The 23,178-nt window shown below is 68.9% G+C and carries 18 protein-coding genes and 1 pseudogene; 8 read left to right on the top strand and 11 right to left on the bottom strand.

The window, feature by feature from the left end:
* Nucleotides 1-1,756 (top strand): annotated as a pseudogene (locus ADBZ5N_RS08310) (PE family protein); the annotation flags it as partial.
* Nucleotides 1,757-1,852: 96 nt separating this feature from the next.
* Here the strand turns inward: ADBZ5N_RS08310 and ADBZ5N_RS08305 are convergent.
* Nucleotides 1,853-3,802 carry an acetoacetate--CoA ligase gene (locus ADBZ5N_RS08305; protein WP_526257021.1) on the bottom strand — a complete coding sequence of 650 codons (1,950 nt, stop codon included), beginning with the start codon at nucleotides 3,800-3,802 and terminating at the stop codon, nucleotides 1,853-1,855.
* Nucleotides 3,803-3,808: 6 nt separating this feature from the next.
* Nucleotides 3,809-4,459 (bottom strand): Rv1363c family protein, encoded by a 651-nt coding sequence (locus tag ADBZ5N_RS08300; RefSeq protein ID WP_526257019.1) that lies wholly within the window; start codon nucleotides 4,457-4,459, stop codon nucleotides 3,809-3,811.
* A gap of 40 nt (nucleotides 4,460-4,499) precedes the next feature.
* On the opposite strand from ADBZ5N_RS08300, the gene ADBZ5N_RS08295 reads away from it, so the two are divergent.
* Complete coding sequence (locus tag ADBZ5N_RS08295) at nucleotides 4,500-4,883, top strand: hypothetical protein (RefSeq protein ID WP_526257018.1); 384 nt, start codon at nucleotides 4,500-4,502, stop codon at nucleotides 4,881-4,883.
* 16 nt (nucleotides 4,884-4,899) lie between these two features.
* On the opposite strand, the gene ADBZ5N_RS08290 is transcribed toward ADBZ5N_RS08295, so the two are convergent.
* Nucleotides 4,900-5,316 (bottom strand): Rv2576c family protein, encoded by a 417-nt coding sequence (locus ADBZ5N_RS08290; RefSeq protein ID WP_526257017.1) that lies wholly within the window; start codon nucleotides 5,314-5,316, stop codon nucleotides 4,900-4,902.
* A 67-nt stretch (nucleotides 5,317-5,383) separates the two neighbouring features.
* Between ADBZ5N_RS08290 and ADBZ5N_RS08285 the strand changes: the two genes are divergently transcribed.
* From ADBZ5N_RS08285 to ADBZ5N_RS08275, 3 genes are all read left to right on the top strand, one after another.
* Entirely contained in the window at nucleotides 5,384-6,010 is a 627-nt protein-coding gene (locus ADBZ5N_RS08285) for an Rv1363c family protein (protein WP_526257016.1), read from the top strand.
* A complete protein-coding gene (locus tag ADBZ5N_RS08280) occupies nucleotides 6,007-6,624 on the top strand; it encodes a twin-arginine translocation pathway signal (RefSeq protein ID WP_526257015.1) in 618 nt (205 codons plus the stop codon). The genes ADBZ5N_RS08285 and ADBZ5N_RS08280 overlap by 4 nt, the downstream gene beginning before the upstream one ends.
* A 96-nt stretch (nucleotides 6,625-6,720) precedes the next feature.
* Entirely contained in the window at nucleotides 6,721-7,683 is a 963-nt protein-coding gene (locus tag ADBZ5N_RS08275; protein ID WP_526257014.1) for a nitroreductase family protein, read from the top strand.
* Here ADBZ5N_RS08275 and otsB read toward each other — a convergent pair.
* On the bottom strand, nucleotides 7,622-11,662 hold the full coding sequence (gene otsB, locus ADBZ5N_RS08270) for a trehalose-phosphatase (RefSeq protein ID WP_526257013.1): 4,041 nt from the start codon (nucleotides 11,660-11,662) through the stop codon (nucleotides 7,622-7,624). The genes ADBZ5N_RS08275 and otsB overlap by 62 nt on opposite strands.
* Nucleotides 11,663-11,776: 114 nt before the next feature.
* Here otsB and ADBZ5N_RS08265 point away from each other — a divergent pair, with 114 nt between their 5' ends.
* Entirely contained in the window at nucleotides 11,777-12,664 is an 888-nt protein-coding gene (locus tag ADBZ5N_RS08265) for a universal stress protein (RefSeq protein WP_526257012.1), read from the top strand.
* Between the two features lie 18 nt (nucleotides 12,665-12,682).
* On the opposite strand, the gene ADBZ5N_RS08260 is transcribed toward ADBZ5N_RS08265, so the two are convergent.
* Nucleotides 12,683-14,224 carry an MFS transporter gene (locus ADBZ5N_RS08260; protein WP_526257011.1) on the bottom strand — a complete coding sequence of 514 codons (1,542 nt, stop codon included), beginning with the start codon at nucleotides 14,222-14,224 and terminating at the stop codon, nucleotides 12,683-12,685.
* Nucleotides 14,225-14,469: 245 nt separating this feature from the next.
* Between ADBZ5N_RS08260 and ADBZ5N_RS08255 the strand changes: the two genes are divergently transcribed.
* Nucleotides 14,470-15,456 carry a hypothetical protein gene (locus ADBZ5N_RS08255; RefSeq protein ID WP_526257010.1) on the top strand — a complete coding sequence of 329 codons (987 nt, stop codon included), beginning with the start codon at nucleotides 14,470-14,472 and terminating at the stop codon, nucleotides 15,454-15,456.
* Here ADBZ5N_RS08255 and ADBZ5N_RS08250 read toward each other — a convergent pair.
* The 5 genes from ADBZ5N_RS08250 to ADBZ5N_RS08230 are packed head-to-tail and all read right to left on the bottom strand — an operon-like array spanning nucleotide 15,453 to nucleotide 21,697.
* Entirely contained in the window at nucleotides 15,453-17,171 is a 1,719-nt protein-coding gene (locus tag ADBZ5N_RS08250; RefSeq protein WP_526257009.1) for a GAF domain-containing sensor histidine kinase, read from the bottom strand. The genes ADBZ5N_RS08255 and ADBZ5N_RS08250 overlap by 4 nt on opposite strands.
* On the bottom strand, nucleotides 17,171-17,818 hold the full coding sequence (dosR, locus tag ADBZ5N_RS08245) for a hypoxia response regulator transcription factor DosR/DevR (RefSeq protein ID WP_526257008.1): 648 nt from the start codon (nucleotides 17,816-17,818) through the stop codon (nucleotides 17,171-17,173). The genes ADBZ5N_RS08250 and dosR overlap by 1 nt, the downstream gene beginning before the upstream one ends.
* A gap of 29 nt (nucleotides 17,819-17,847) precedes the next feature.
* Nucleotides 17,848-18,678, bottom strand: coding sequence for a universal stress protein (locus tag ADBZ5N_RS08240; RefSeq protein WP_526257007.1), 831 nt, complete (start codon nucleotides 18,676-18,678; stop codon nucleotides 17,848-17,850).
* A 16-nt stretch (nucleotides 18,679-18,694) separates the two neighbouring features.
* On the bottom strand, nucleotides 18,695-19,621 hold the full coding sequence (locus ADBZ5N_RS08235) for a 1-phosphofructokinase family hexose kinase (protein ID WP_526257020.1): 927 nt from the start codon (nucleotides 19,619-19,621) through the stop codon (nucleotides 18,695-18,697).
* 36 nt (nucleotides 19,622-19,657) lie between these two features.
* Nucleotides 19,658-21,697, bottom strand: a complete 2,040-nt coding sequence (locus ADBZ5N_RS08230) for an erythromycin esterase family protein (RefSeq protein WP_526257006.1) — start codon at nucleotides 21,695-21,697, stop codon at nucleotides 19,658-19,660.
* A gap of 117 nt (nucleotides 21,698-21,814) precedes the next feature.
* Between ADBZ5N_RS08230 and ADBZ5N_RS08225 the strand changes: the two genes are divergently transcribed.
* Nucleotides 21,815-22,444 carry an SRPBCC family protein gene (locus ADBZ5N_RS08225; RefSeq protein WP_526257005.1) on the top strand — a complete coding sequence of 210 codons (630 nt, stop codon included), beginning with the start codon at nucleotides 21,815-21,817 and terminating at the stop codon, nucleotides 22,442-22,444.
* A 2-nt stretch (nucleotides 22,445-22,446) separates the two neighbouring features.
* Here the strand turns inward: ADBZ5N_RS08225 and ADBZ5N_RS08220 are convergent.
* Nucleotides 22,447-23,178, bottom strand: a 732-nt coding sequence (locus ADBZ5N_RS08220) for an Acg family FMN-binding oxidoreductase (protein WP_526257004.1), incomplete at its 5' end; no start/stop codon positions are given.

Raw genomic sequence — 23,178 nt, 5'->3', positions numbered from 1 at the left:
CGGTGGGGACGCCGGGACCGCGGGTAATGGGGCTGACGGTGGCGACGGCGATAACGGGGACGAGGCGAACCCCGACGGTGACGCCGGTCAGGCCGGCGGCAACGGTGGCAACGGCGGAAACGGCGGGGCCGGGGGGACGGCCGGATCGGGCAACAACAAGAACCCGGCCACCAACGGCACCCAAGGCCTGGCCAGCAGTGGCGGGGCCGGCGGGGTTGGCGGTGAGGGCGGTGACGGTGTCGACAATGCCGGTCTGACCGACGGCAGCCGGGGCGGTAACGCCGGTTCCGGTGGCGCTGGCGGAGCCGGTGGCAACGCCGGCGTCGGGTCGAACGTGACCACCGGCGGGAACGGTGGCAACGGCGGTAGCGCCGGGACCGCCGGCAACGGCGCGGACGGCCAGGATGGCACCGACGGCACAGCCGAGACGCCGAACGGCACCGCGGGCACTGCCGGCGGCGACGGCGGCAACGGCGGTGACGGCGGGGCTGCCGGCGACGGTGGTACCGGCGGCAACGGCGGGGCTGCCGGCACGGATGGCACCGACGGTGTGGCCACCAGCGGTGGTGACGGCGGTGACGGCGGTGTTGGTGGTGACGGCTGGGATGTCGGAGCCCTCTCCGACGGCAGTTCCGGCGGGAACGCCGGCGCTGGTGGTAACGGCGGTGCCGGCGGCGACGGCGGTAACGCCCCCGGTACCGGGGTCGGTGGTAACGGAGGTTCCGGTGGCAACGGCGGGGCCAGCGGCTCCGGCGGCAACGGCGCCGACGGGGATGCGACGTTCGCGGTCAACGACGGCGCTGGCGGCAACGGCGGCAACGGTGCGGCCTCGGGGGTCGGCGGTGACGGCGGTGACGGCGGGGACAGCGTGGGTGGCACCAACGGCTCCGGCGGTAACGGTGGCGGCGGCGGTGATCTGAGCGCGGCCGGTAACGGCGGTGACGGTGCGGCGGGAACGGTCGACCACTTCGATGGTGGCGACGGCGGTAACGGCGGTACCTACACCTCCTTCGACCCCAACGTCCCCAATGCGGGGCTTGGTTTCATCGGTGGCGCGGGTGGCAACGTCGGGAACGGTGGTACCGGCGGCACAGCGGGCAACCCTGGCGCTACCGGAAACCTAGAGTCAGCGCAGCCTTCGGGTAACGGCGGCGCCGGTGGGGAGGGCTTCACCCTCGATGCTATCGCCAGCGGCGGCGCTGGTGGTGCCGGTGGCGACGCCGGCATTCTCGGGATCGGTGGTCCAGGAGGTGATGGTGGTCTGGCCACCCGGGTCGGCACCAACGTGGTGACCACCGGCGGTGCGGGCGGCAATGGCGGAGACGGCGGCATCCAGGGTGGCGCCGGTGGCCTCGGCGGTGATGCGACGGTCGACGGTACTGATGCACAGGCGATCGGTGGTAACGGCGGCAACGGTGGTACTGCGGATCCGCGGTGGGCGTTCTTTGGCAACGGTGTCGGTGGTAAGGGCGGCGCTGGTGGTGCGTCCTCGGGGTTCGGTACCCGTGCGGAAGCGGTCAGCGGTAACGGCGGGGCCGGCGGTGGCGGTCCCTTGCAGGGCGGTGACGGCGGTGCTGGTGGGGCCGCGTTCGCTTTCGGCGTCAGCGCCATCGCTGACGGCGGTGACGGTGGCGACGGTGGCGACGCCGCGCTGGGCGGCACCGGCGGCGCAGGTGGTGCCGGTGGCGAGGCCCAGGGCGTCGGCCCGGGCTCGGTGTCTATCAACGGCACGCCGGGCAATCCTGGTACGCCGTGATGCCGTTCGGTTCGGGCTGAATAGCCTGCACGAAAGGCGGCCCTCCCGTCCGGGGTGGGCCGACTTGTCGTTGCCACCGGCCGCCCCGCGCCCGGTTCAGTCCCAGCGGTGCGTGCGCCCCAACGTCCGGTACCAGTCGATCAGCTCCGGCCGGTCGATCGCCCGCGGATCCAGCGACACCTCGCTGCGCCCGGCCAGGATCGCCGTCACCGGAACCTCAAGCTTCTTGCCGGTGCGGGTGTGCGGGATGCCGGGGGCCGCGACGATCTCGTCGGGCACATGGCGTGGGGAGAGCCGGGTGCGAATCGCCGTGCGGATCTCTTCGGCCAGCGCCTCGTCCAGCGCGCGGCCGTCGGCAAGTACGACGAACAGCGGCATCCAGTACGCGCCGCCTGGACCGTCCACACCGACCACGAAAGCCTCGGTCACCGCATCCAGACCCTCGACGACCTCGTAGATGTCCGCCGATCCCATCCGGATGCCGTTGCGGTTCAACGTGGCATCGCTGCGGCCGTGGATCACCAGCGACCCCCGGTCGGTCACGGTCACCCAGTCGCCGTGCCGCCACACCCCCGGGGCGGCGCCGTCGGCCCACACGTGCTCGAAATAGGCGGCCCGGTAACGCGATCCATCGGGATCGTCCCAGAATCCGATCGGCATCGAGGGCATCGGCGCGGTGATCACCAACTCGCCGACCTCACCCACCAGGGACTGCCGCGACGGTGACCAGCTGCGCAGGTCGACGCCCAGGTAGCGGGTGGCAAGCTCGCCGGGCTGGGCGGGCACACCGGCGGTGCCTCCGGCGAATGCGCTGACGACGTCGGTTCCCCCACTGATCGAGGACACCTCGACGTGGCCGCCCACCTCGGCCTTGACCCACTCGAACAGGTCGGCCGGCAGCGGTGAGCCGGTGCTGCCCACCGCGCGCAACCGGCTTAGGTCGTGCTGGGCACCGGGATGCAGCCCGGCTTTGCGGCATGCCTGCAAATGGCCAGGGCTGGTGCCGAAGTAGGTCACCGCCTCCTCGGCGACCAGTCGCCAGAGCCGGTCGGCGTCGGGGTAGAGCGGATTGCCGCTGTAGCTGACCACCGTGGCCCCGCACAGCAGGCCGCCGACCCGGAAGTTCCACATCATCCAGCTCAGTGCGGTCTGCCAGAAGAACACATCATCTCCACCCAGATCGGCATGCAGCGCAGCGGCTTTCAGATGCTCGAGGACCACCCCGCCGTGGCCGTGCGCAATACCCTTCGGCCGGCCGGTGGTCCCCGAGGTGAACAACACCCACAGCGGATGGCCGAAGTCCACCGGTGTGACCTCGGGCTCGACCGGCTGGGCGACGACGGCGCGGTAATCGTCGCCGTCCAGCGCAATCAGGTTCGGTACACCGGTTCCCGGTGAGCGCAACAGCGCCAGCAGGTCGGCGGTGTCAGCGCTCTTGTCGATCCAGCGTCCGCCGTGGCGGTAGCCGGCCGCGCTGAAGAGCACCTTCGGATTCAGCTGGCCCAGTCGGGCCGCCGCGCCCTGTGGTGCGTAGTCCTGCCCGCACGAGGACCACACCGCCCCGACCGCGGCCGCCGCCAGAAACGCCACCGTCGCCTCGGCGGTGTCGGGCAGGTAGGCGACCACGCCGTCGCCGGGGCCGACGCCGAGGCGGCGCAACTCCGCGGCCACCGCGCCGACCCGCCCGGGCAACTCAGGCCACTCGATCGTGGTTCGGGTGCCGTCCTCCTCCACGCCGATGATCGCCGGACCGTTCCGGGTTGCGTGGCGCAGTACCTGGTCGACGTAGTTGATTCGGACACCGGGGAACCACCGTGCGCCGGGCATGGCGGTATCAGCCAGGATCGCGTCGTCCCCGGCGCCCGGGCCGACCGCCGCCGGGATGTCGAAGTATTCCCAGAGCGCCCGCCAGAACGGGGCGGGGTTGGCCACCGACCACCGCCACAATTCGGGGTAGCTGCCGGCGGGTGCGCCGTGCCGCGCCGATGCGGCGGCGAACTGCCGCCATTGGGCCTGATCCCGCGAGCGGGGCTGATCCCGACCCATCGACACTCAGACGAACTCGACGCCGGACATCTTGATCTGGTCGCCCTCGCGTTCGAGGTTGAGCACAATCCGCCACAGCCGCGGCTGCTGTTGGTCCTTGGGTGCCTGTGGGCCTTCCCGGCGGGAGGTGGCCGAAACCAGGACAACGGCGGTGTCGGCGGTCATGGATTCCACGGCGGCGTCGTTGACGGTGGCCTTGGTGGTGATCTTCTCGTCGGTGAGTGCTTTGACGAAATCCTCTGCGGTGTCGGCGAAGTTGGCCTGGAACCTCCCGGTGGAACCGTCCAGGACCCGTTGCACGCTGTCCTGCGCCGTGGTGTAGTCGATGGACATCAGGTTGATCACGCCCTGGCGGGCCGCGGCGGCGTATTCGGCGGCACTCTGTCGTTGCTCGGTGTGCTCCCGGTGCTTCCACACCATGAACCCGGTGAGGCTCAGCAGGCCGGCGGTCAGCAGCGCGGCCAGGACGATCCCGACCGTGCGGACCGGTACAGACGACCGGGCAGTGCCACCGTCGCGCAGTTGGCGGCGGAGTTCCTCAGCCCGCACGCGGGCGCCCTCGGCTCGCTCCTCAGCTGCGGCGGCCTCGGCCTGTAAGGCCAGTCGGTCGGAGACCTCCGCGCGCTGCGTCGGCAATTCCGGGTCGCTCGACGTCATCGGCCCTCCTGGCATCGTGCGGTGTGCGACAGTAATCGGTGTGCGATCGACCGTAGCCGCTGCCGCTGCGCTGATCGCGGTCGGACTCGCCGTACCGGCTCCCGCCTCGGCCAACGGATGCGACGACCCGTTCTGCACCCCCGGTATCGAGGCTGGGGTGGTGCTCGGTGCGCCCTGTTCGCAGACCGACTACTACGTTTTCGGCACGACCTCGTGGGGCAGGTTGGTGTTCTGCGGTTCGCCGCGGCGCTATGAGCCCCGCTACTTCCGGTCCCCGCCCATGGTCGGCATCAAGGAACACAAGAGCAGTTGTACCGGCTATGAGAATTACGTCGCTCAGGCGCCCGACGGTTTGTTCCTGACCTGCTCGTTCCAGAACAACAGCGCGGTCTGGGTTCGCGGTGACTGGGTGCGCGACGACTAAGACGACGAGGCGCGCCTCACCAGTTCCGCAGGGAGCACAGCGCTCCTTTAGGCCCGGACTTGGTCACCACGACGGTGCCGTCGACTGCCAGGGTGCAGTGGAAGTTCGGCGGGTTCGGTGACTGCCCGCTGGTGCCGAGCACCATGGCCCAGTACTTCGGGTCGGCCAACTCGACGTTGAGTACCCACGGTCGGTCCGGACCCAGATCAGCCTCGATTTTCGGGCTGAACATGTACGGGTTGTGGCTGTAGTCGGCGAAGTTGGCCGGCTCGCTGTCCCGGTAGTAGATGTCGGCGTTGACCGGGACGTCGGTGTACACGGTGTAGGTGACGGTGTGCATCGCCGGGCCCTCCGCGGCGGCCGGCGGCGCGGTCAGGCCGACGGTCAGCGAGAGGGCCGTACCGACAGAAATGCCGACCACTGCGCGCGTCACCACAAAAGTCTGGCACGACACCTGTCGGGGACGACGAACAATCGCAGCGGTCTACCATCGTGGGGTTATGACTCCCGAGCGCCCCGCCGTCGAGGCAGACGAGCTTGCCGCCGCGGAGGAGGCCGAAGCCGAAGCCCGGGCCGCGGCGGAGGAGGCCCGGGCCAAAGCGGCCGGCCTGCCCGACACCGCGGCCACGGCACGCCCGGCGGTCCGGTCGCGGCAGACGGCAGGCCTGGTGCTGGCGGCGCTGCTCACCGGCGCAGGTCTGGCGTTGACCGGTCTGATGCTGTGGCAGCACCGCGAAGTGGCAGCGCAGCGTTCGCAGGATCTGCAGTTCGTCGATGCCGCCCGGGCCGGCGTGACGGCACTGCTGTCCATCGACCACACTCGCGCCCAGGCCGACGTTGAGCGGGTGTTGGATCTGTCCACCGGAGCATTCCGGGAGGACTTCGAGCGCAGCGCCGAGGATTTCGTCAAGACGGCCCTCGAATCCAAAGCCTTCACGACCGGCACCGTCAACGCTGCGGCGTTGGACTCCCTCGACGGCGACCGAGGCGTGGTTATGGTGGCGGCCACCTCTGAGGTCACCAACGCCAACGGCGCCGATCAAGACCCCCGTCCGTTTCGGATCAGCGTCACCGTGACCCGCGATGGAGACACCCCCAAGATGTCGGATGTGGAGTTCGTGCCATGAGCGCCAGCGAGGAGTTGAGTCCGGTCGAGGAGACCAACGAGCCAGATCCCGCGGAGGAACCCGGCGGCGAGCCGGCCACGGCGGCACCCGGTCCCCGCCCCAACCCGGCGGCGCGCGCGCTGGCATGGTGCCGCCACAACGTGGCCGTGGCCGCGGCCATCGGCCTGGTGCTGGCGTCGGCCGCGGCCGCGGCCTCGGTCTACTGGTGGGTGTACCGCCCGGACCGGCTCACCGACGCGGCGGCCCAGCAGCAGGTGATCGCCGCCGCCAAGGAGGGTACCGAGGCGCTGTTGAGTTACTCCCCGGAGAGTCTCGACGCCGACCTGGCCAATGCTAAATCCCACCTCACTGGCGAATTCCTCAGCTATTACAACGATTTCACCGACAAGGTCGTCGCGCCGGCATCCCGTGACAAAGGCGTCAAGACCGAAGCCAACGTCGCCCGCGCGGCCGTCTCGCAGATGCGCCCCGACAAGGCCGACGTGCTGGTGTTCGTCAACCAGGTCACCACCAGCAAGGAACGGCCCACGCCGGCGCTGTCCACCAGCAGTGTCATGGTGACCTTGCTCCGCGCCGACGGGCGCTGGCTGATCTCGGGATTCAATCCGGTCTAGCCCGCAAGTCCCCCTGTTTGGGGACTTACGTCACTGTCGCCGCTGCCCCCGCCCGCGTCACAGTTGAATGTGAGGCCTGTGACCAGGGGGGTGTTAATGATGTCCGAGTTCCCCGACCCTGAGACTGTGCGCGCCGTGTTGACCATGGCGACGCAGGCACCGTCGGTGCATAACTCCCAGCCCTGGTACTGGTGGGTCGGCGGAGAAAGCCTGCATCTTTACGCTGATCCCAGTCGGCATCTGCCCCGTACCGATCCGGATCGCCGCGACCTGCTGGTCAGCTGCGGGGCTGCTCTGCACCACTGCACGGTTGCGCTGGCCGCGACGGGCTGGCACGCCACCGTGCACCGACTCCCCGACCCGGCCGACCCCGACCATCTGGCCGCGGTCACCGTTGAACCGCAGAGCCCCGATGAACTCGATGTGATGCTGGCGGCGGCGGTCGGTCGCCGCCGCACTGACCGCAGGACGTTCAGTTCGTGGCCGGTGCCGTGGGGCGATATCGCGCTGATGGGTGCCCGCGCCGCCCGGGCCGGTGTGATGCTGCGCCAAATCGACCTCATTCCGCAACTCAGCGCGATCGTCGCCGAGGCGGTCACGCCGGATGCGCCGATTCCGGCCCGCATCTTTGCCGACCCGGCACTGCAGCAGCAGGCGCCGGGCACACCCGATAACGGAGTGGTGTTGGCGCTGGGTACTGAACGCGATGACGGTCTGGCCCGGCTACGGGCGGGAGAGGCCACCAGCCTGGTGCTGCTGTCGGCTACCGCGATGGGACTGGCCACCTGCCCGGTGACCGAGCCGCTGGTAATCCCGGAGACGCGCGAGGCCGTCCGCACCGACGTTTTCGGCGCCAGTGGCTTTCCGCAGATGCTCATGCGGGTCGGGTGGCCGCCGCTCAACGCCGACCCGTTGCCCGCCACACCGCGAAGACCGATCGGCGAGGTCGCGGACTGGCTGCACGACGGAGCGTTCCTGACGACTCCCCAGCCGCCTGTTAGCCGAATCGGATCGACGTTCCCGGTGTCAAGGTTGCCACCTGCCCGCGGCACTCGATGACCACTGGCGGATGGTCGGCCGGGTCGACGCTGATCTCGGCGCTGCGGCCGGTGATGGTCAGGTGCATCCGGTAACCGCGGTAGTGGATCGGCATTCGCAGTGCCCCAAGCTCTTCGGGCCACATCGGGTTGAGGATCAGTCGGTCTCCGCGGGTCTCCAGGCCGGTGAAGCAGCGCTGCAGCAGGTCAATGCTGCCGGCCATCGCGGCGATGTGGATACCCTCTGCGGTGGTTCCGCCCTGGATGTCGGCGACGTCGGAGGCCAACACCAGTTGGAAATAGCGCATGGCCCGGTCGCGGTTGCCGCGGGCCAGAACCCAGGCGTGCACCACTGCACTCAACGTCGAGCCGTGCGAAGTTCGGCGCACGTAGTAGTCCACGGTTTGGGGTATCTGCTCGGGGGTGAAGCGATATCCCATGCGCGCGAACAACTCCCGCAGTTCGTCGGCCGACAGCAGGTAGAAAAGCATGAGAACGTCGGCCTGTTTGGAGGCCTTGTACCGGTTGACGCTGTCGTTCTCAGCCTCCAGGATCCGGTCGAGACGCGCAATGTTGCCGTACCGATCGCGGTAGCCGTGCCAGTCAAGCTCGGCAAGATCGGCGTAGCCCTCGAACTGGCTGATCACCGTCCCGCTGGACTCCCGCTGTGTGGCCGGGCTGGGGTGGAACGGCACGTACATGCGTCGACTCACCTCGTCCCAGCGGCTCAATTCCCGGCCGTGGATTCCCATCGACTCCATCAGATCCAGCCGGTCCCGCAGCGGCAGAGCGTCCAGGGCGTCCAGGGCCCGCACGATCACCCACACCGCCATCACGTTGGTGTAAGCGTTGTTGTCGATGCCGTCGTAGGGAGCGTCGGGGTATCCGGAATGGAATTCGTCGGGTCCGATGACGCCACGGATCACGTAGCGGCCCCGCCCATCATCGAGAGCCGGATCGAACTCGGCCCGGCTCACCCAGAACCGGGCGATCTCGGCGAGCATTTCGGCGCCGTTCTCGGCGAGGTACTGAACGTCGCCGGTCACCTGGTAGTACTGCCAGACGTTGTAGGCCACCGCGATCCCGATGTGATGAGCGCGGGCGCTGGCATCGGGATTCCAGCGGCCCGAGTTCGGGTTCAGGTGCAGTGTCTGGCTCTCCTCCCGGCCGTCGCTGCCGGACTGCCATGGGAACATCGCCCCCGCCCAGCCGGCTTCCCGGGCCGCGCGGCGGGCCTCTGGCAGCCGCCGGTATCGGTAGCGCAGCAGTGCGCGCGTGGTGGCCGGCGAACGCAGGTTCAGAACCGGGAAGGCGAACAGTTCGTCCCAGAAGATGTGCCCGCGGTAGGCCTCGCCGTGCAGTCCGCGGGCGGGTAGGCCGGCGTCGAGGTCCTCGGCCCCGTTGGGCACACTCTGCAGCAGTTGCAGCATGTGCAGTCGCGCCACCCGCAGCGCGTCGGGGCTGTCGTCGAAGGCGATGTCGAAGCGCTCCCACAGATGCGCCCACTCCCGGGTGTGGCCGTCGCGCAGGTCGGTGTAGCGGCCCAGCCGGGACAGCAGGCGTGCCGCGGCGTCGCCCGGTTCGGAGATCGCGTGGTCGCGGCCGGTGAAGATCGCGGCGATCTTCTCCACGGTCACCGAATCCCCGGCTTCCAGTGCGACGACGAGGTCGTGGCCGGTGCGCCGAGGCTCGTCGACGAAGCGCACCTCGGCGGCCAACGGGGCATTGCCCCGCCACGCGGTGGTGCGGGCCGACACCGCGATCGGGATGCGTGACTGCACCGTCTGGCACTCCAGCAGCGCTGATCCGGATGACAACTCCCGCGTCGCGGTCGCCACCAGATGGTCGCTGGAGAGCGCCTGATAGCGCTGCACCCCCGTGTTGCGGACGTCTCCGTCGATCACCGACAGGAATTCCACGGTGCCTGACCAGTCCTCGGCCCACAGCGTGGTCTCCAGCGCGCACGCGTGCGGTAGGTGGATCGCGGCTATGCGCCGCTGAATCACCTTGGTGGTGCGGCCGGAGGGATCGCGGAAGCGGAACTCCCGGGTCAGTTCGGCCCGCCGCAGATCCATGTTCTGGCGGTAGGAGAGCAATTCGGCGGAGTCGACGTCGAACCAGTCGCCGCCGTCGATGCGGAACTTCAGCGACAGCCAATTCGGCAGGTTCACCAGGCTTTCGTTCTCCACGTCCACTCCGGCGACCCGGTCTGCGAGCCGGTTGTAGAGCCCGGCGGCATAGGTGCCGGGGTAGTGGAATTCACCTGCATCAGCCTCCGGAGCGCATCCCCGGGTGGCGCGATATCCATTGCCGACCGCGCACAAGGCCTCGCGCAACCGCTCATGTTCGGGGATGTAGCCGCCGAAGGTGAACGACCAAGGGCCGCCCATACTCTGGCGGTCGATGTCGCACTGCATGACCAGCCGTTCGATGAACTGCCGGACCTCCTCTGGACTGTCCAGGCTGAACCGAGCACCGGTCGCCCGGTCACCGTCTTCGGTGTGCCGCACCACGATCCCGACACCGTCGTGCAGGACGGCATCGAACCCGTCCTCGTCGGTGAGGTCATCGCCGAGGAAGATCGGCAGCAACGGTTCCTCGCCGGCGACCTGGTCGAGGATCCATTCCAGGGTTTTTCCCTTGTCCCACTGGATCTTCGGCCGCAATTCGACCACTTTGCGACCCGCGGTGACCTTCAGACCGCTGCGGTTGCCGATGTTGTGGACGGCCGCGGTCACCGCGGCTGCGGACTCCGGTGCGGCGTTTCGGTAGTGCACGGCAACCGCATAGCGCTTGTGCTCCACCTCGACTCCGGGTACCGCCGTGAGTTGCTCGGCAAGTTCGGCGGCGGCCTGTTCCAGCAGCGGGATTGCCTGGGCTGCAGCCTCATTGCGGTGATAGCTCCCATCCGGGCCGACGATCTCAAACCCGTGGCTACCGGCGTACCAGAGGCCGGGGATGCCGAGCCGCTCGCGGATGTCCGCCAGGCCGCGGCCGGACAACACCGCCACCGGGTACAACGCGGCCAGCGACCGGAGGGCCTTGTCGGCGCCGGCAACCAGCGACGCAGCCCCCGGTTGGTCGACGATGTCCGACAAGGTCCCGTCGAAGTCGAAGAAGATCGCCGGCCGCCGCGCGCCGACTACCCCGGCGAGTTGTCCGAATGAGGCCAGTGCGTCGGGCAGGGTGGACATCCGCCGGCCGATGACGCGTACCTGCACCTCGGCGAGGTCGCCGACGATGCGGTCGGCGCCGAACTCGCGCAGCCGATCGCCGGTCTCGCCGGTGCGGTCCACCCCGATCACCAGGCCGAATCCGCCGGCGCGGGCCGCATGGACACCGGCCTCGGAGTCCTCGACCACCGCTGTGCGCCCCGGCCGGACGCCGAGTCGGCGTGCCGCCTCGGTCAGCATCGCGGGGTCCGGTTTGCCAGCCAAGCCCAGTTTCTCGGCGGTGATCCCGTCCACCCGGACCTCGAAAAGCCCTGCCAGGCCCGCCGACTCCAGCACAGCCGCACAGTTGCGGCTGGCCGAGTAGATTCCGACCCGCACCCCGGCGTCGCGCAGTCGCCGCACCAGTGCGACGGTCGACCCGAAAACCGGCACCCCCGTCGCGATCCGCGCCGCGAACAGTTCCTGCTTGCGGTTACCCAGACCGCACACCGACCCTTCGCGGCCGGAATCGGCCGGGCTGCCCCAGGGCAGTTCGACGCCCCGGGAGGCCAGGAAGTCACGCACCCCGTCGTAGCGTGGTTTACCGTCGATGAAGTGCCGGTAGTCATGGGGGGTGAACGGGTCGTGATTCTCCGTCGGCGACTCCGCACGGTTGGCCAGATAGGCGTCGAACAACTCAGCCCAGGCCGCCTGGTGGATCGCGGCCGTGTCGGTGACCACACCGTCGAGGTCGAACAACACCCCGTCGTGGTAGCGCGGATCGATCCTGACCCGTTCCGTGGCGTCGGACTCGCCGATCGGCGCCCCGAACCCGTGATCGCTCACCATGACCTCGACCCTAGGCCAGGGCCTTGCGGCGGACGGTTTAGGGGACCAATGCCTCTGACCGCAGCGGACCAGCCAGGCTAGGGTCACCTGAGGTGCTCCACGGAAGGACATGGAATGTCAACTGCAGCAAGCAGTCTGCCGATCATCGTCGCAGTCGACGGCTCGTCGGCGTCGAAGGTGGCTGTCGACTGGGCGGCGCGTGACGCCGCGCGGCGCGGCGCAGCGCTGAAACTGGTCCACGTACTCGTGCCGCCCGCGGTTATGGCCTTCCCGGAGGTGCCGATGCCGCCGGGCTTCATCCAGTGGCAGGAGGAAGAAGGGCGCACGTTGCTCGACAACGCGGTGCGCACCGTCAAGGAGGCCGCCGGCACCGGCGCCGATATCGAGGTGACCACCGATCTGGTCAGCGGCTCCGCCGTGCCGGTGCTGGCCGATCTGTCGTCCTCGGCGCAGATGATCGTGGTGGGCTCCCGCGGCCGTGGCGCCCTGGCCCGCAGCCTGCTGGGGTCGATCAGCACCGGTCTTGCCCACCATGCGCACTGCCCGGTGGCGATCATCCACGACGAGGATCCGCTGATGCCGCACCCGTCGAAGGCGCCGGTCGTGGTCGGGGTGGACGGCTCACCGGCGTCCGAGGGCGCCTTGGCGATCGCCTTCGAGCAGGCCTCGTTCCGCGGCGTCGATCTGGTGGCCGTTCACGCCTGGAGCGACAGCGGTGTGCTGGAGTTCCCCGGTGCCGACTGGTCCACTCTGCAGGCAGCGGGGGAGGAGACACTCAGCGAGCGACTGGCCGGCTGGCAGGAGCGCTACCCCGACGTTCCGGTGCGCCGGGTGGTCGTGGCCGATAAGCCGGCTCACCAGTTGATCGAACAAGCCGAGTCCGCCCAGTTGCTCGTGGTGGGCAGCCATGGTCGCGGCGGCTTCACCGGGATGCTGTTGGGTTCGGTGAGCACGTCGGTGGTGCACGGCGCCCGTATGCCGGTGATCGTCGCGCGGCGCTGAGACTCCCCGAAGAAAGCGTCAGTGCTCCATTGCGGGGCCGGAGCCGGCCGGCGGCTCGGGCCCCGGACGCCGGAACAAGACCAGCGTGATGATGACTGCCGCCACCGGTATCACCACCATGAGCAGATTCAGCGTGCGGGCAGCATCGAGCACGCTCGGGGTCACCTCGGAGATCACCCACGCGGTGCGCTCGGGATCCAGGCCGCCGGCGCCCGGATTAGTGGCTGTGGCACTGAGGACTTCACCGGCCTGCTGGATACTGACGCCGGCTTCAGCGAGCCGCGGGCCGGCGTCGCGGGTCAGCAGGATGATGCCGAACATCGAGAACAACGCCGCACCCAGGCCGTAGAAGGTTCCGCCCACCGATGCCTTCACCGCCGAGACGACACCACCGAGATTCGGCGGCGCACTGGACATCATGACGGTCGTCTGCGGTGTCTGGATGATCGCCCCGCCGATCGTCGTCAGCGCCATCACCGCGCCGACGACCACGATCGGGGTGTCGATGTCGAACGCCAGCCGTGCCAGCAGGCTGACGGCCAACACCGACAATCCCGCCACGATCACGGTGCTGTTGCCCAGGCGCGTCGCCGCGCGGCCGGCACCGACGGCAACCAGTGCGGACACCAGCGTGGCCGGAATGAGCAGTAACGCAAACGCCCACGTCGACAGATCGCGGATGACAACGAGGTAGAAGGTGGACATCAGCATCGATCCGCCCTGCACCAGATTGTTGGCCGCACCCGCACTCACCACGGCATTGAAGTGGGGGGAGCGGAATATTCGCAGATCCAGCGCCGGATCGTCACAGTGCCGCTCCCACCAGATGAAAGCGGCGGCGGCGGCGATCCCGGTCAGGATCGCGGCGATCGCGGCAAGGTCGACTCCGCTCTGCAACTTGGAGATGCCGTAGGTGACGCCGATGAGAGCGGTGGCGACCAGCAGTAAACCGGGGACATCGGTCCTGCGGTGCGAACTCTGCGTCTCCGGGACGTAACGCCAGGTGATCATGACGACAAGGATCGCGAGGACGGGTGTGACGAGAAGTCCGGTGCGCCAGCCGAATTCAACGGCCAGCAGACTGCCCACCGTCGCCGGCAGCACGCCGAACGCGTAGACCGTGGCGAGGTACCACGCGATCGCACCCGCACGACGCTCGGGAGCGAAAACCGCGTTCATGATGGCCAGGGACAATGCGCTCAGGAACGCGAAGGCCACCCCGATGCAGGCCCTGGCGATCATCAGCACCGCCGCGTTGGGGGCGGCCGCCCCGATGAGCCCGAAAACCACTGCGGCCCACGCGCCGGCGATGAACATCCGCTTCATGCCGTACCTGTCGCCCAGGACACCCGCCCCGAGGACGGAGGCGGCCAGTGTCAGCGTCGCCAGCGACGACACGAAAATGGTTGTACCGGGCGAAAAACCCAGGCCGCTGCGGACCAGGGAGATGTTGGCCGCCAGGATCCTCAGATCGCCCACGGCCACGGCGCTGCCCAGGCCCATCGCCACCGTCGTCATGATGGCGGCGAACCCGCTGACCGGCAGCTGCTGTTTCTGCACCAGGTCACGCTAGCCGGGCAAACCGCGTTCCCGATGCGCTCTGGGATCTGGGTGCGACTACGAAGCGGGTGCCGTCTGTCGTTCCGCTGTGTTCATCGGGTTCTTCGTTCCTCTGGTTCTTCTGCAAATTGCTTGTTCTTCTGACAAGTTCCTTGACTCGCGTTCACCAAGTAGGCTTCCGCGTCGCGCCCGTCGGCCGACGTCGGCCATTCCCCCGACCGAGCGCATTGATGAAAGGAGCCACAGTGCCCAATTCGGCACGACCGATCTTTGCCACCGCGTTGGCTGCCGTCGCGGTTCTGAGCAGTGCCGCCCCAGCGGTGTTCGCCGGCCCGTCCTCGGGTCTTTCCGCGACCACCCGGGCCTACGACCTGACTGCGGCCAGCGATATCTCCGGGCAGGCTCTCGGTGTCGTGTTTCTGTCGGGTTGGGGCGATTTCATCGGCGCCGACGATCCGTACTTCCCCGGGCAGTTCAACAACGACCTCCGACTCAGCGGGCCCCTCGGGGTGGCGTACTACATGATCGACACCTCAATGGACGCCGCCGTCACCAAGAACCTGGAGAACTACCTCTTCGAGGTCGCGGCTCTGGAGTCTGATCCGGTGCAGGCGGTTCAGGCGGCGGCCCGGGCGGCGGCCTACGTCGCGGTGGCCTCCAACCTCGGCGTCGGTTCGGTGCCCGCCAAACTGGCCAGGTCGCTGATCTTCGGCGTGCCCTTCGACCTGCCCGGCGCCATAGTTCAACTGACAGCACCTATTCCGCTGGCCGGCGACATCATCAGTGTCTACTTCACCGGCCGCGCTGAAGGCGACCCAGTCGTCTACGGCACCGGCCTCAACGGCCTCGTCGCATACTCCGGGACGCTGCTGCCCTGGCTCAAACCGCTGCTCGGTCCGGCGGGCCAACCGCAGCAGGCCGCGGCTGCCATCGAGGTGGTCGAGGCCCGCAGCGCCCGGTCCGTCGCTGCGGCGCCCGGGGAGGTTCCTGTCGAGGTCGGCATCCCCGCCCCCGCCGCGCCCCCCCCCCCGGCCGAGACCCCCGCCCCGGCCGAGACCCCCGCCCCGGCCGAGACCCCCGCCCCGGCCGAAACCCCCGAACCTGCTGTTCAATCCGCCGTTCTCACCCCAACTGCGCAAGACACGGCTCAGCCAGAGGCTCAGGAGACCGACGATGACAAGCCGACCCGGCGGGCCGCCTACCAGGGCCGGCGGGGACACGGCAGGGCCTAGGGCAGGGGCGCCGTCCAGCGCACCACGGTTCCGCCGCCGGGGGCTTCGGTGACCACCAGTTGCCCGCCGACTTCCTCCGCGCGGGCCCGCAGGTTCCTCAGGCCGCTCGGAGTCACCTCGGCCGGTATCCCGCCGCCGTCGTCGATCACCTCGACACTCAACTCGTCCTCGACCCGAACTTCGACGGTCAGCGTGTGGCCTCCGGAGTGTCGCACCGCGTTGCTCACCGCTTCGCGCACCACCGCCTCGGCGTGATCGGCCAGTGTCGCGTCCACCACCGACAGCGGACCCACGAACCGCACACCGGTGCGCAGTCCCTGGCCGGCGAACGCCGCGACCGCCTCGTCGATCCGCTGCCGCAGTCGGGTGGTCCCCGCGACGCCGCCGTGCAGATCGAAAATCGTGGTGCGGATCTCCTGGATGACGGCCTGCAATTCATCGACGGTGTCGGCGAGACGTTGGGACACATCGGCCGACGGCACCCGCGGGATGGTGCCCTGCAGCGTCAGACCCATGGCGAACAGCCGCTGGATAACGTGGTCGTGCAGGTCTCGGGCGATGCGATCCCGCTCGGAGATGACCGTGAGTTCCTGCATCCGCCGGCGGCTGGTCGCCAGCTGCCAGGCCAGCGCCGCCTGATCGGCGAAGGCCACCATCATGTCGAGGTGGTCCCGGGAAAACTCCCGCGCACCGCGCCGCCGCAGCACGACTACGATCCCGCCTGCGGTGGCGCGCAGCGGGATGACCATGGCCGGTCCGGCGTCGGCCATCAGCCGGTCCGCCAGACCCCCGTCATCGATCGACGGCAATCGCCGCGGAGTGTGATCGGTGAACACCTGGCCCAGGACGCTGCCCGCGATGTTGATCGTGGGCGCCGACTCGGGTACGAGCGCCGCACCGGTGGCATCCACCACCACCAACTCCTCGGCGTCGGCCCCGAAGTCGGTATCGGCGGCCACCGCAATGAATGCCCCGTCGGCCTGGGCCAGTTTGAGGACATCGTCGGCCATCTGACTCAGCACGTCGGCCGGGTCGTCACCGCCCAGCATTCGGGTGGCGATATCGCGGGTCGATTCGATCCACGCCTGGCGCATCTGGGCCTGCTGGTAGAGCCGGGCGTTGTCGATGGCGATTCCGGCCGCCGCGGCGAGTGCCTCGACGAGCACCTCGTCGTCGTCGGTGAACGGTTCGCCGCCGGATTTCTCGGTCAGGTACAGGTTGCCGTAAATCTCATCACGGATCCGAACCGGAACGCCCAGGAAGGTTCGCATCGGCGGGTGATTGGCCGGGAAACCGACCGAGGCCGGGTGCTTGCTGATGTCGTCGAGCCGGATCGACTTGGGGTCGTCGAGCAGGAGGCCCAGGACGCCGATGCCCTGCGGGACTCGGCCGATTGCCGCCATCTCTCGCTCACCCATGCCCTCGAGGACGAAGTCGACGATCTCGCATCCCTCGCCGCGGATCCCCAAAGCCCCGTATCGGGCGTCGACCAGTTTGGTGGCCGCCCTCACGATGGTCTGCAGGGTCTGGTCCAGATCCAGTCCGGAGGTCACCACCAGCATGGCTTCGACCAGTCCGTCCAGTCGGTCGCGGCCTTTGACGATCTGGTCCACCCGATCTTGCACCTCGACCAGAAGTTCGCGCAGCCGCAGCTGGGACAGCGTCTCGCGCAGCCGGGGCGAGAGCTCTTCCCCGATCGGGGCGCCGCCGGACATCAGGTGTCCCGGCGGTGTTGCTGGTCCAGTTTGGACACGAAGACGGCGGCCTGGGTACGCCGTTCCATGCCGAGTTTGGCCAATAGCCTTGATACGTAGTTTTTGACGGTCTTCTCGGCCAGGAACATCCGGGCGGCGATTTGTTTGTTGGTCAGCCCCTCGCCGAGCAGGCCCAGCAGGACCCGTTCCTGTTCGGTCAGCCCGGACAGCGGGTCGGCCCGTTCGGCCGCACCGCGCAGTTTGGCCATCAGCGCGGCGGCGGCGCGGTTATCCAGTAGGGATCGGCCGGCGCCGACGTCTTTGATCGCTTTGGCCAGCTCCATGCCCTTGATGTCCTTGACCACATAGCCGCTCGCACCGGCCAGGATGGCGTCCAGCATCGCCTCATCGGAGGTGAACGAGGTCAGCATCAGGCAGCGCAGGTCGGGCATCTTGGAGAGCAAATCGCGACACAGTTCGATGCCGTTGCCGTCCGGGAGGCGCACGTCGAGCACCGCCACATCCGGTTTCAGAGCCGGGATCTGGGCCATCGCGGCCGCCACTGAGCCGGCTTCGCCGATGACATCCAGATCGGGGTCGGCGCCGAGCAGGTCGATCAATCCACGACGGACCACCTCGTGGTCGTCGACCAGGAAGACCTTGACCATGTGGTCCACCATATCGGCGGGGGGTTTGTTCAGAGGAGCCGTTGGCGATCCACGACCAGGATCGAGCAGTCGGTGTCATGTAGGGCGGCTAACCCGGCCGGCCCCAGCAGTTCGGCGACGGCGGCGGTGTTACGGGCGCCGAGCACGACGAGCTGGACCGTCGCGGCGTTCTCGGCCAGGAAACTCAGGCCGCTGTCGCGGACGGCGATCGGCAGCACATCCAGGTCGGGGTAGCGGTGCCGCCACTGGTCGAGGCGGCGGTCCAGCTGCGCGCGCACCATCCGCCCGGATTCCTCGATCGTCTTCTGGTCGTGGGCCTGCGACTGCCAGGTGCCCAGTGCGCGCAGCGGTGCCCCCCGCATCCGGGCTTCCTCGACGGCGAACTGCAGCACCGCGGCTGCGTCCGGGGTCTGATCCAGCTCGACGACCACCCAGCCGCCCGGCCGCGGCGCGCCGCGCACCACCGCCACCGGGCAGTGCGCCGCCGCCACCAGCGCAGCGGCGGTGGATCCGACCCGGGCGTGGTCGAAGTGTCTGAGCCCGACGGCCCCGACGCACAGCATCGCCGCCCGGCGGGACGCCTCGAGCAGGACCTGTGTCGGGTTCCCCGCGACCACATCGGTGCTCACCGCGACGGCCCCGTCGACGTTGGCGCCGGCCGCTTCCGCCTCCGCCGAGCGCACCGCGGTCTGAGCGGCGGCGCTGTCACCATGCTCGGCGGCGGCCACCAGATGCAGCGGGAGATCCCGTCTTCTCGCCTCGTCGAGGGCCCACAGCGCGGCGCGTGACCCGGCCCGTGACCCGTCGACGCCGACGACAACGGACGGCGGTGTGAAGGTTTCGTACTGCTGGGGGGCCATCAGGCCATTGTGCTCCTCAGGCCACCCGGTGCACCGCTGCCGGGGCCGCGCTGTCGGCGAACAGTCGTTCGGTGTCCTCCCGGGTGCATGCCGCGGTGCCGGGGGTGAGCAGCACCGCAGCGCTGGCGGCGATCCCCAGACGCACCGCCTCGCTCAACTCCCATCCGCGGGTCAGGCCTACCGCGACGCCGGCCACCATCGCATCCCCGGCGCCCACGCTGCTGCCCTTCGGCACGCGGATCGGCGCGTACCTCAGGCCACCCTCGGCGGTGACCAGCAACGCACCCTCGGAGCCCAGTGAGACCAGGACACATTCGGCGGTGCCACGGTCGACGAGTTCATGCGCCGCGATGCACTGCTCCTCCTCGCCGTCCAGTTCCCGGCCCACGCACTCGCGCAACTCCCGCAGGCTGGGTTTGACCAGAAAAACCCCTGATGTGATCTGTCTGAGGCCACCGCCGGAGGTGTCCAGCACGAACTTGATGTCATGGTCGGTGCACATCTCGGCCACCTGCTGATAGAAGTCGTCGGGCACCCCCGGGGGCAGGCTGCCGCTGGCGACCACGATCGACGCCGAGGCCGCCGATCGCGTCAGCTGCTCCAGGCACTCGGCCTGTTCGGCAGGAGTCAGGTCCGGCCCGGGCAGCACGAAGCGGTACTGCGCCGCGGTGCTGGTCTCATTGACGGTGAAGCTCTCCCGGGTCCAGCCGCTGATCGCAACCCGTTGCACCGCAAGGCCTTCGGCGTTCAGCAGCTTTGCCACCACGTCACCGGACGGGCCGCCGAGGGGGAACACCGCCAGCGACTCCGCGCCCAGCACCTGCGACACCCGGGCGACGTTGATCCCTCCGCCGCCGGGGTCGTAACGGGCTGGCGCGCAGCGCAGTTTGTTGCTTGCGCGCACCACCTCGGTGCTGGTCGTAATGTCCAGCGCCGGGTTCATGCACAGCGTGACGATCTCCGGCACTGGCCCTCCTGCTCACAGACCGGTCGGGTAGGTCTCCGGGTTCTGACCGGTCACCCAGACGCTGGCCGGTTCCAACGGCTCCAGCGCGCGCGTGGAGTCGATGTGGATCATCGCATCGAACTGATCCGACGGGCGAACATGGAAGTAATGGCTTTGCCGTTCGGTCTGCGGCAGGTAGATCACGCCGATGGCGCGGCCCAGTCGGACCACCTCCAGTGCGGACGCGGCCGCAGAGCCGTCGTGCATCGGGACGATGAACGCGGGCCGACCGGTCTCGTGCAGCAGTTCCTCGATGCTTCCCGGCAACGCCGGGCGGACCGTCTTGCGTTCGGCGATACCGCCCCAGTCGCTGGCTGCGGTCACGGTGCCTGAATAGGTGGAGAACCCGATCAATCGGCAATCCTGGCCGTAGAGCTCCCGTGCCAACTGGCCGATCGTCAGCTGGCCGTCCGCGCTTACCTCGGTAGCCCGGGCGTCGCCGACGTGGGAGTTGTGCGCCCACACCACCACCCGGGCCGGCTCCGGACCGCCCGCCCGGTCCAAATGCTCGATCAGCGCAGCCAAGGTCGTGGCCATGTGTTTGTCGCGCATGTTCCACGAGGTGACCCGTCCGGCGAACATGCCGCGGTAGTACGCCTCGGCGTTGCGAACCGTCATAGCGTTCTGCTGGGCGTAGAACAATTCGTCCTCGGCCAGTTCGCCGTCGGTGCTCAGATACGCCCCGGCGTTGCGCTGCAATTCGATGAGTTGCTCAACGGCCTGGCGTTCGCAACGCGGGCCTGCCCCGAACGCGGCGGCATATCCATAGGCCTGGCCGTCATCGCCTGCGGAATGGTCAAAACAGGCGTAGCGCGCCCTCGCGCGTCCTGCCGCGGCCGGGTCCACCGAGTTCAGGTAGCTCACCACCTCCTGCATCGAACGGTGCAGGCTGTAGAGATCCAGCCCGTAGAAACCGGTTTGGCGCCGGCCCTCTGCCGCACACCGGCCGTTGTGCCAGCGCAACCAGCCGACGAAGTCGCGCACCACGGTGTTGCGCCACATCCAGGCCGGGAAGCGTTCGAATCCGCGCAATGCCTCCTCGGCGGAACCGTCATCACCGAGGCCGCGCACGTAGCGGTTGACCCGGTAGGCATCCGGCCAATCCGCCTCGGCGGCAACGGCGTTGAAGCCTTTTTCCTGGATGAGCCACTTGGTGATCTCGGCGCGGGCATCGTAGAACTCGTGGGTGCCGTGTGAGCTCTCGCCGATCAGCACCACCCGGGCGTCGCCGATCAAATCCGCCAGAACATCGCGGGGCGGGATTCCCCCCGGGGCGTCGATGGCTGCTCGGCTGACCAGTTCGGCCGGCGCGGGGCCCGCTGCGGGCGGGGCCGCGCCGGTGGTCGGTGTGGCCAACAGTTCACGCACCTCGTCATCGGTGACTTGGGTGAAATCCCAGAATGATTCGCCGACGGCCAGAAAAGGCGTCGGCATCGAGGCGCACACGACGTCCTCGACGATCCCGGCGAACTCGCGGCAGGTGGATTCCGGGGCCGCGGGCACGGCGACAACGATTTCGGCGGGTAGCGACTCCCGCAGCGCCTGCACCGCCGCCAGCATCGACGACCCGGTGGCCAGGCCGTCGTCGACCAGAATCACCGTCTTGCCGGTCACGTCCAGTGGGGGTCGTCCCTCCCGGTAGGTGGCTTCGCGCCGGGCCAGTTCACGGCCTTCGCGTTCGGCGATCTCCCGCAACTCATCCGGTGAGATCCGTAGCCCCCGCAGCACGTCGTCGTTGACCACCACGCGCCCGCCACTGGCCAGCGCCCCCACCGCGAATTCCTCGTGGCCGGGGGCGCCCAGTTTGCGGACGATGAATGCATCCAGCGGTGCGCGTAACGCCTGGGCCACCTCAAAGGCGACGGGTAGGCCGCCGCGCGCCAGTCCAAGCACAACCACGTCCGGTTTGTCGCGGTAGGCGCCCAACATTCCGGCCAGCACCCGGCCGGCCTCCCGGCGGTCACGGAATACGCGCCGTGGCTGCTGTCGATGAATGCCGGTGGTGCGTGTCATGGTGCCTCCCCTTGAGAACCTCGAAAAGCTCGAATACCCCGACCCCTGCCCTCCACTATCCGACCACCGCGCACTCGCCGGTAGAGGCCGAAGTCCCCGCGGTGCCAAACTGGGGCTATGTGGAAGTTGGCGGGGAGTGCGGTGGCCGGGGCGGGGTTGATGGCGGCACGCCGGTACTACCGGAACTGGGGCACCACCAAGGAGGAGTGCGACACGGCGCTGCCCGGTGATGAGTTGGTGGGCCAGCCGGCGGTGCAGACCACCGAGGGCATCTGGATCGACGCCCCGGCCCGCGCGGTCTGGCCGTGGCTGGTGCAGATGGGGCAGGACCGCGGCGGGATGTACAGCTACGAGAAGTTGGAAAACCTGATCGGGCTCAAGCACCACAACGCCGACCGGATCCACCCCGAATGGCAGCACCTGGCTGTCGGTGACGTGATCAGGCTGGTCCCGCCCGGCTGGATGGGCTTGCGGGACGGGATCGTGCTACCGGTGGTGGCGCTGATCGAGGGGGAGTCGATCGTGTTGCGGTTGCAGCCGCCGGCGGTCCCGGTGGACGGCGTGTGGTCCTTTCACGTCGTGCCGCACTGGGAGGACCGCTGCCGGCTGCTGGTTCGGACCCGCGCGCGGATGCGGGTGCCCGGTGAGGCGCTGGGCGCCGAAGCCGCCGGTCCGGTGATGTCCCTGCTAACCCGCGGCATGCTGCTGGGCATCAAGCGGCGCGCCGAGGAGTCCGGTTCGGCCTGAGGTCAGTGGAAACTGAGCATGTCGGCCAACGGCCGCCGCGGCGTGGGCGGCGGCGGCTCGTCCAGAGCCGGAATCTGCCCGATCCGAATGAGCACCTGCGGGTCGCCCACCCCGCCGGTCAGCGCGCGGATGATGGCGCGGCTGGACTCCAATTCGGTCATATGGGTCAGCGTGCAGGTGGCAAGGCCGGCGAGAGTGGCCTCGAGCAGCACATCGGAGAGCACCTCTCCGCAGCCCAGTGCCTCGCGTCGACCGTCGCCGTCGGTGGACAGCACCGCGATGACCGAGGCGTCGTGGTCGATCCCCGGTCTGCGGTCGGGGTTTGTCGGGTTCGGGAACACCCGGCCGACGTCGACCCTGTCGCGTTCCGATGCCGACACCAGCGCGCTGTAGGGTACCCCGTCGGATACCTCGAAAGGCGCTGTCCACCATTGCAGTTCGGCATGATAGGAGGTGTCGTAGCGGCGCAGCGATTCGGTCAGCCGGGAGGCTTCGGCCAGCTGCGGCCGCACCGTTTCCGGCAGCACCGACAGGATCGCCTTGTCCGTGTCGATGGTGCTGCGCAGCACCGGTTCGATATACGCCCAGCTGGCCGGGGCGCCGAAAGGCAGGCGGTCGGTGCGGCGGCGCACAATCGCACCGGCTCGGGCTTGATCGGCCTCGGTGACGAATGCAGACCGGCGGAAGTCGATGGTGGCCAGATGGTCGAGGTCGTTGGGATTGGGGAAGCGGGC

Source organism: Mycobacterium sp., from assembly GCF_044370595.1.
Lineage (GTDB): Bacteria > Actinomycetota > Actinomycetes > Mycobacteriales > Mycobacteriaceae > Mycobacterium.
Note: the sequence above shows the minus strand (reverse complement) of the source record. Positions and strands in the feature narration are given on the sequence as shown.

Bases quoted from the DNA above. Each gene is read 5' to 3' on its own strand.
- ADBZ5N_RS08275 (WP_526257014.1), top strand. From the start codon at position 6,721: ATGATGTCCGAGTTCCCCGACCCTGAGACTGTGCGCGCCGTGTTGACC.
- ADBZ5N_RS08235 (WP_526257020.1), bottom strand. From the start codon at position 19,621: ATGAACCCGGCGCTGGACATTACGACCAGCACCGAGGTGGTGCGCGCA.
- ADBZ5N_RS08225 (WP_526257005.1), top strand. From the start codon at position 21,815: ATGTGGAAGTTGGCGGGGAGTGCGGTGGCCGGGGCGGGGTTGATGGCG.
- ADBZ5N_RS08305 (WP_526257021.1), bottom strand. From the start codon at position 3,802: ATGGGTCGGGATCAGCCCCGCTCGCGGGATCAGGCCCAATGGCGGCAG.
- ADBZ5N_RS08300 (WP_526257019.1), bottom strand. From the start codon at position 4,459: ATGACGTCGAGCGACCCGGAATTGCCGACGCAGCGCGCGGAGGTCTCC.
- otsB (WP_526257013.1), bottom strand. From the start codon at position 11,662: ATGGTGAGCGATCACGGGTTCGGGGCGCCGATCGGCGAGTCCGACGCC.
- ADBZ5N_RS08240 (WP_526257007.1), bottom strand. From the start codon at position 18,678: ATGGCCCCCCAGCAGTACGAAACCTTCACACCGCCGTCCGTTGTCGTC.
- ADBZ5N_RS08230 (WP_526257006.1), bottom strand. From the start codon at position 21,697: ATGACACGCACCACCGGCATTCATCGACAGCAGCCACGGCGCGTATTC.
- ADBZ5N_RS08250 (WP_526257009.1), bottom strand. From the start codon at position 17,171: ATGTCCGGCGGCGCCCCGATCGGGGAAGAGCTCTCGCCCCGGCTGCGC.
- ADBZ5N_RS08280 (WP_526257015.1), top strand. From the start codon at position 6,007: ATGAGCGCCAGCGAGGAGTTGAGTCCGGTCGAGGAGACCAACGAGCCA.
- ADBZ5N_RS08285 (WP_526257016.1), top strand. From the start codon at position 5,384: ATGACTCCCGAGCGCCCCGCCGTCGAGGCAGACGAGCTTGCCGCCGCG.
- dosR (WP_526257008.1), bottom strand. From the start codon at position 17,818: ATGGTCAAGGTCTTCCTGGTCGACGACCACGAGGTGGTCCGTCGTGGA.
- ADBZ5N_RS08265 (WP_526257012.1), top strand. From the start codon at position 11,777: ATGTCAACTGCAGCAAGCAGTCTGCCGATCATCGTCGCAGTCGACGGC.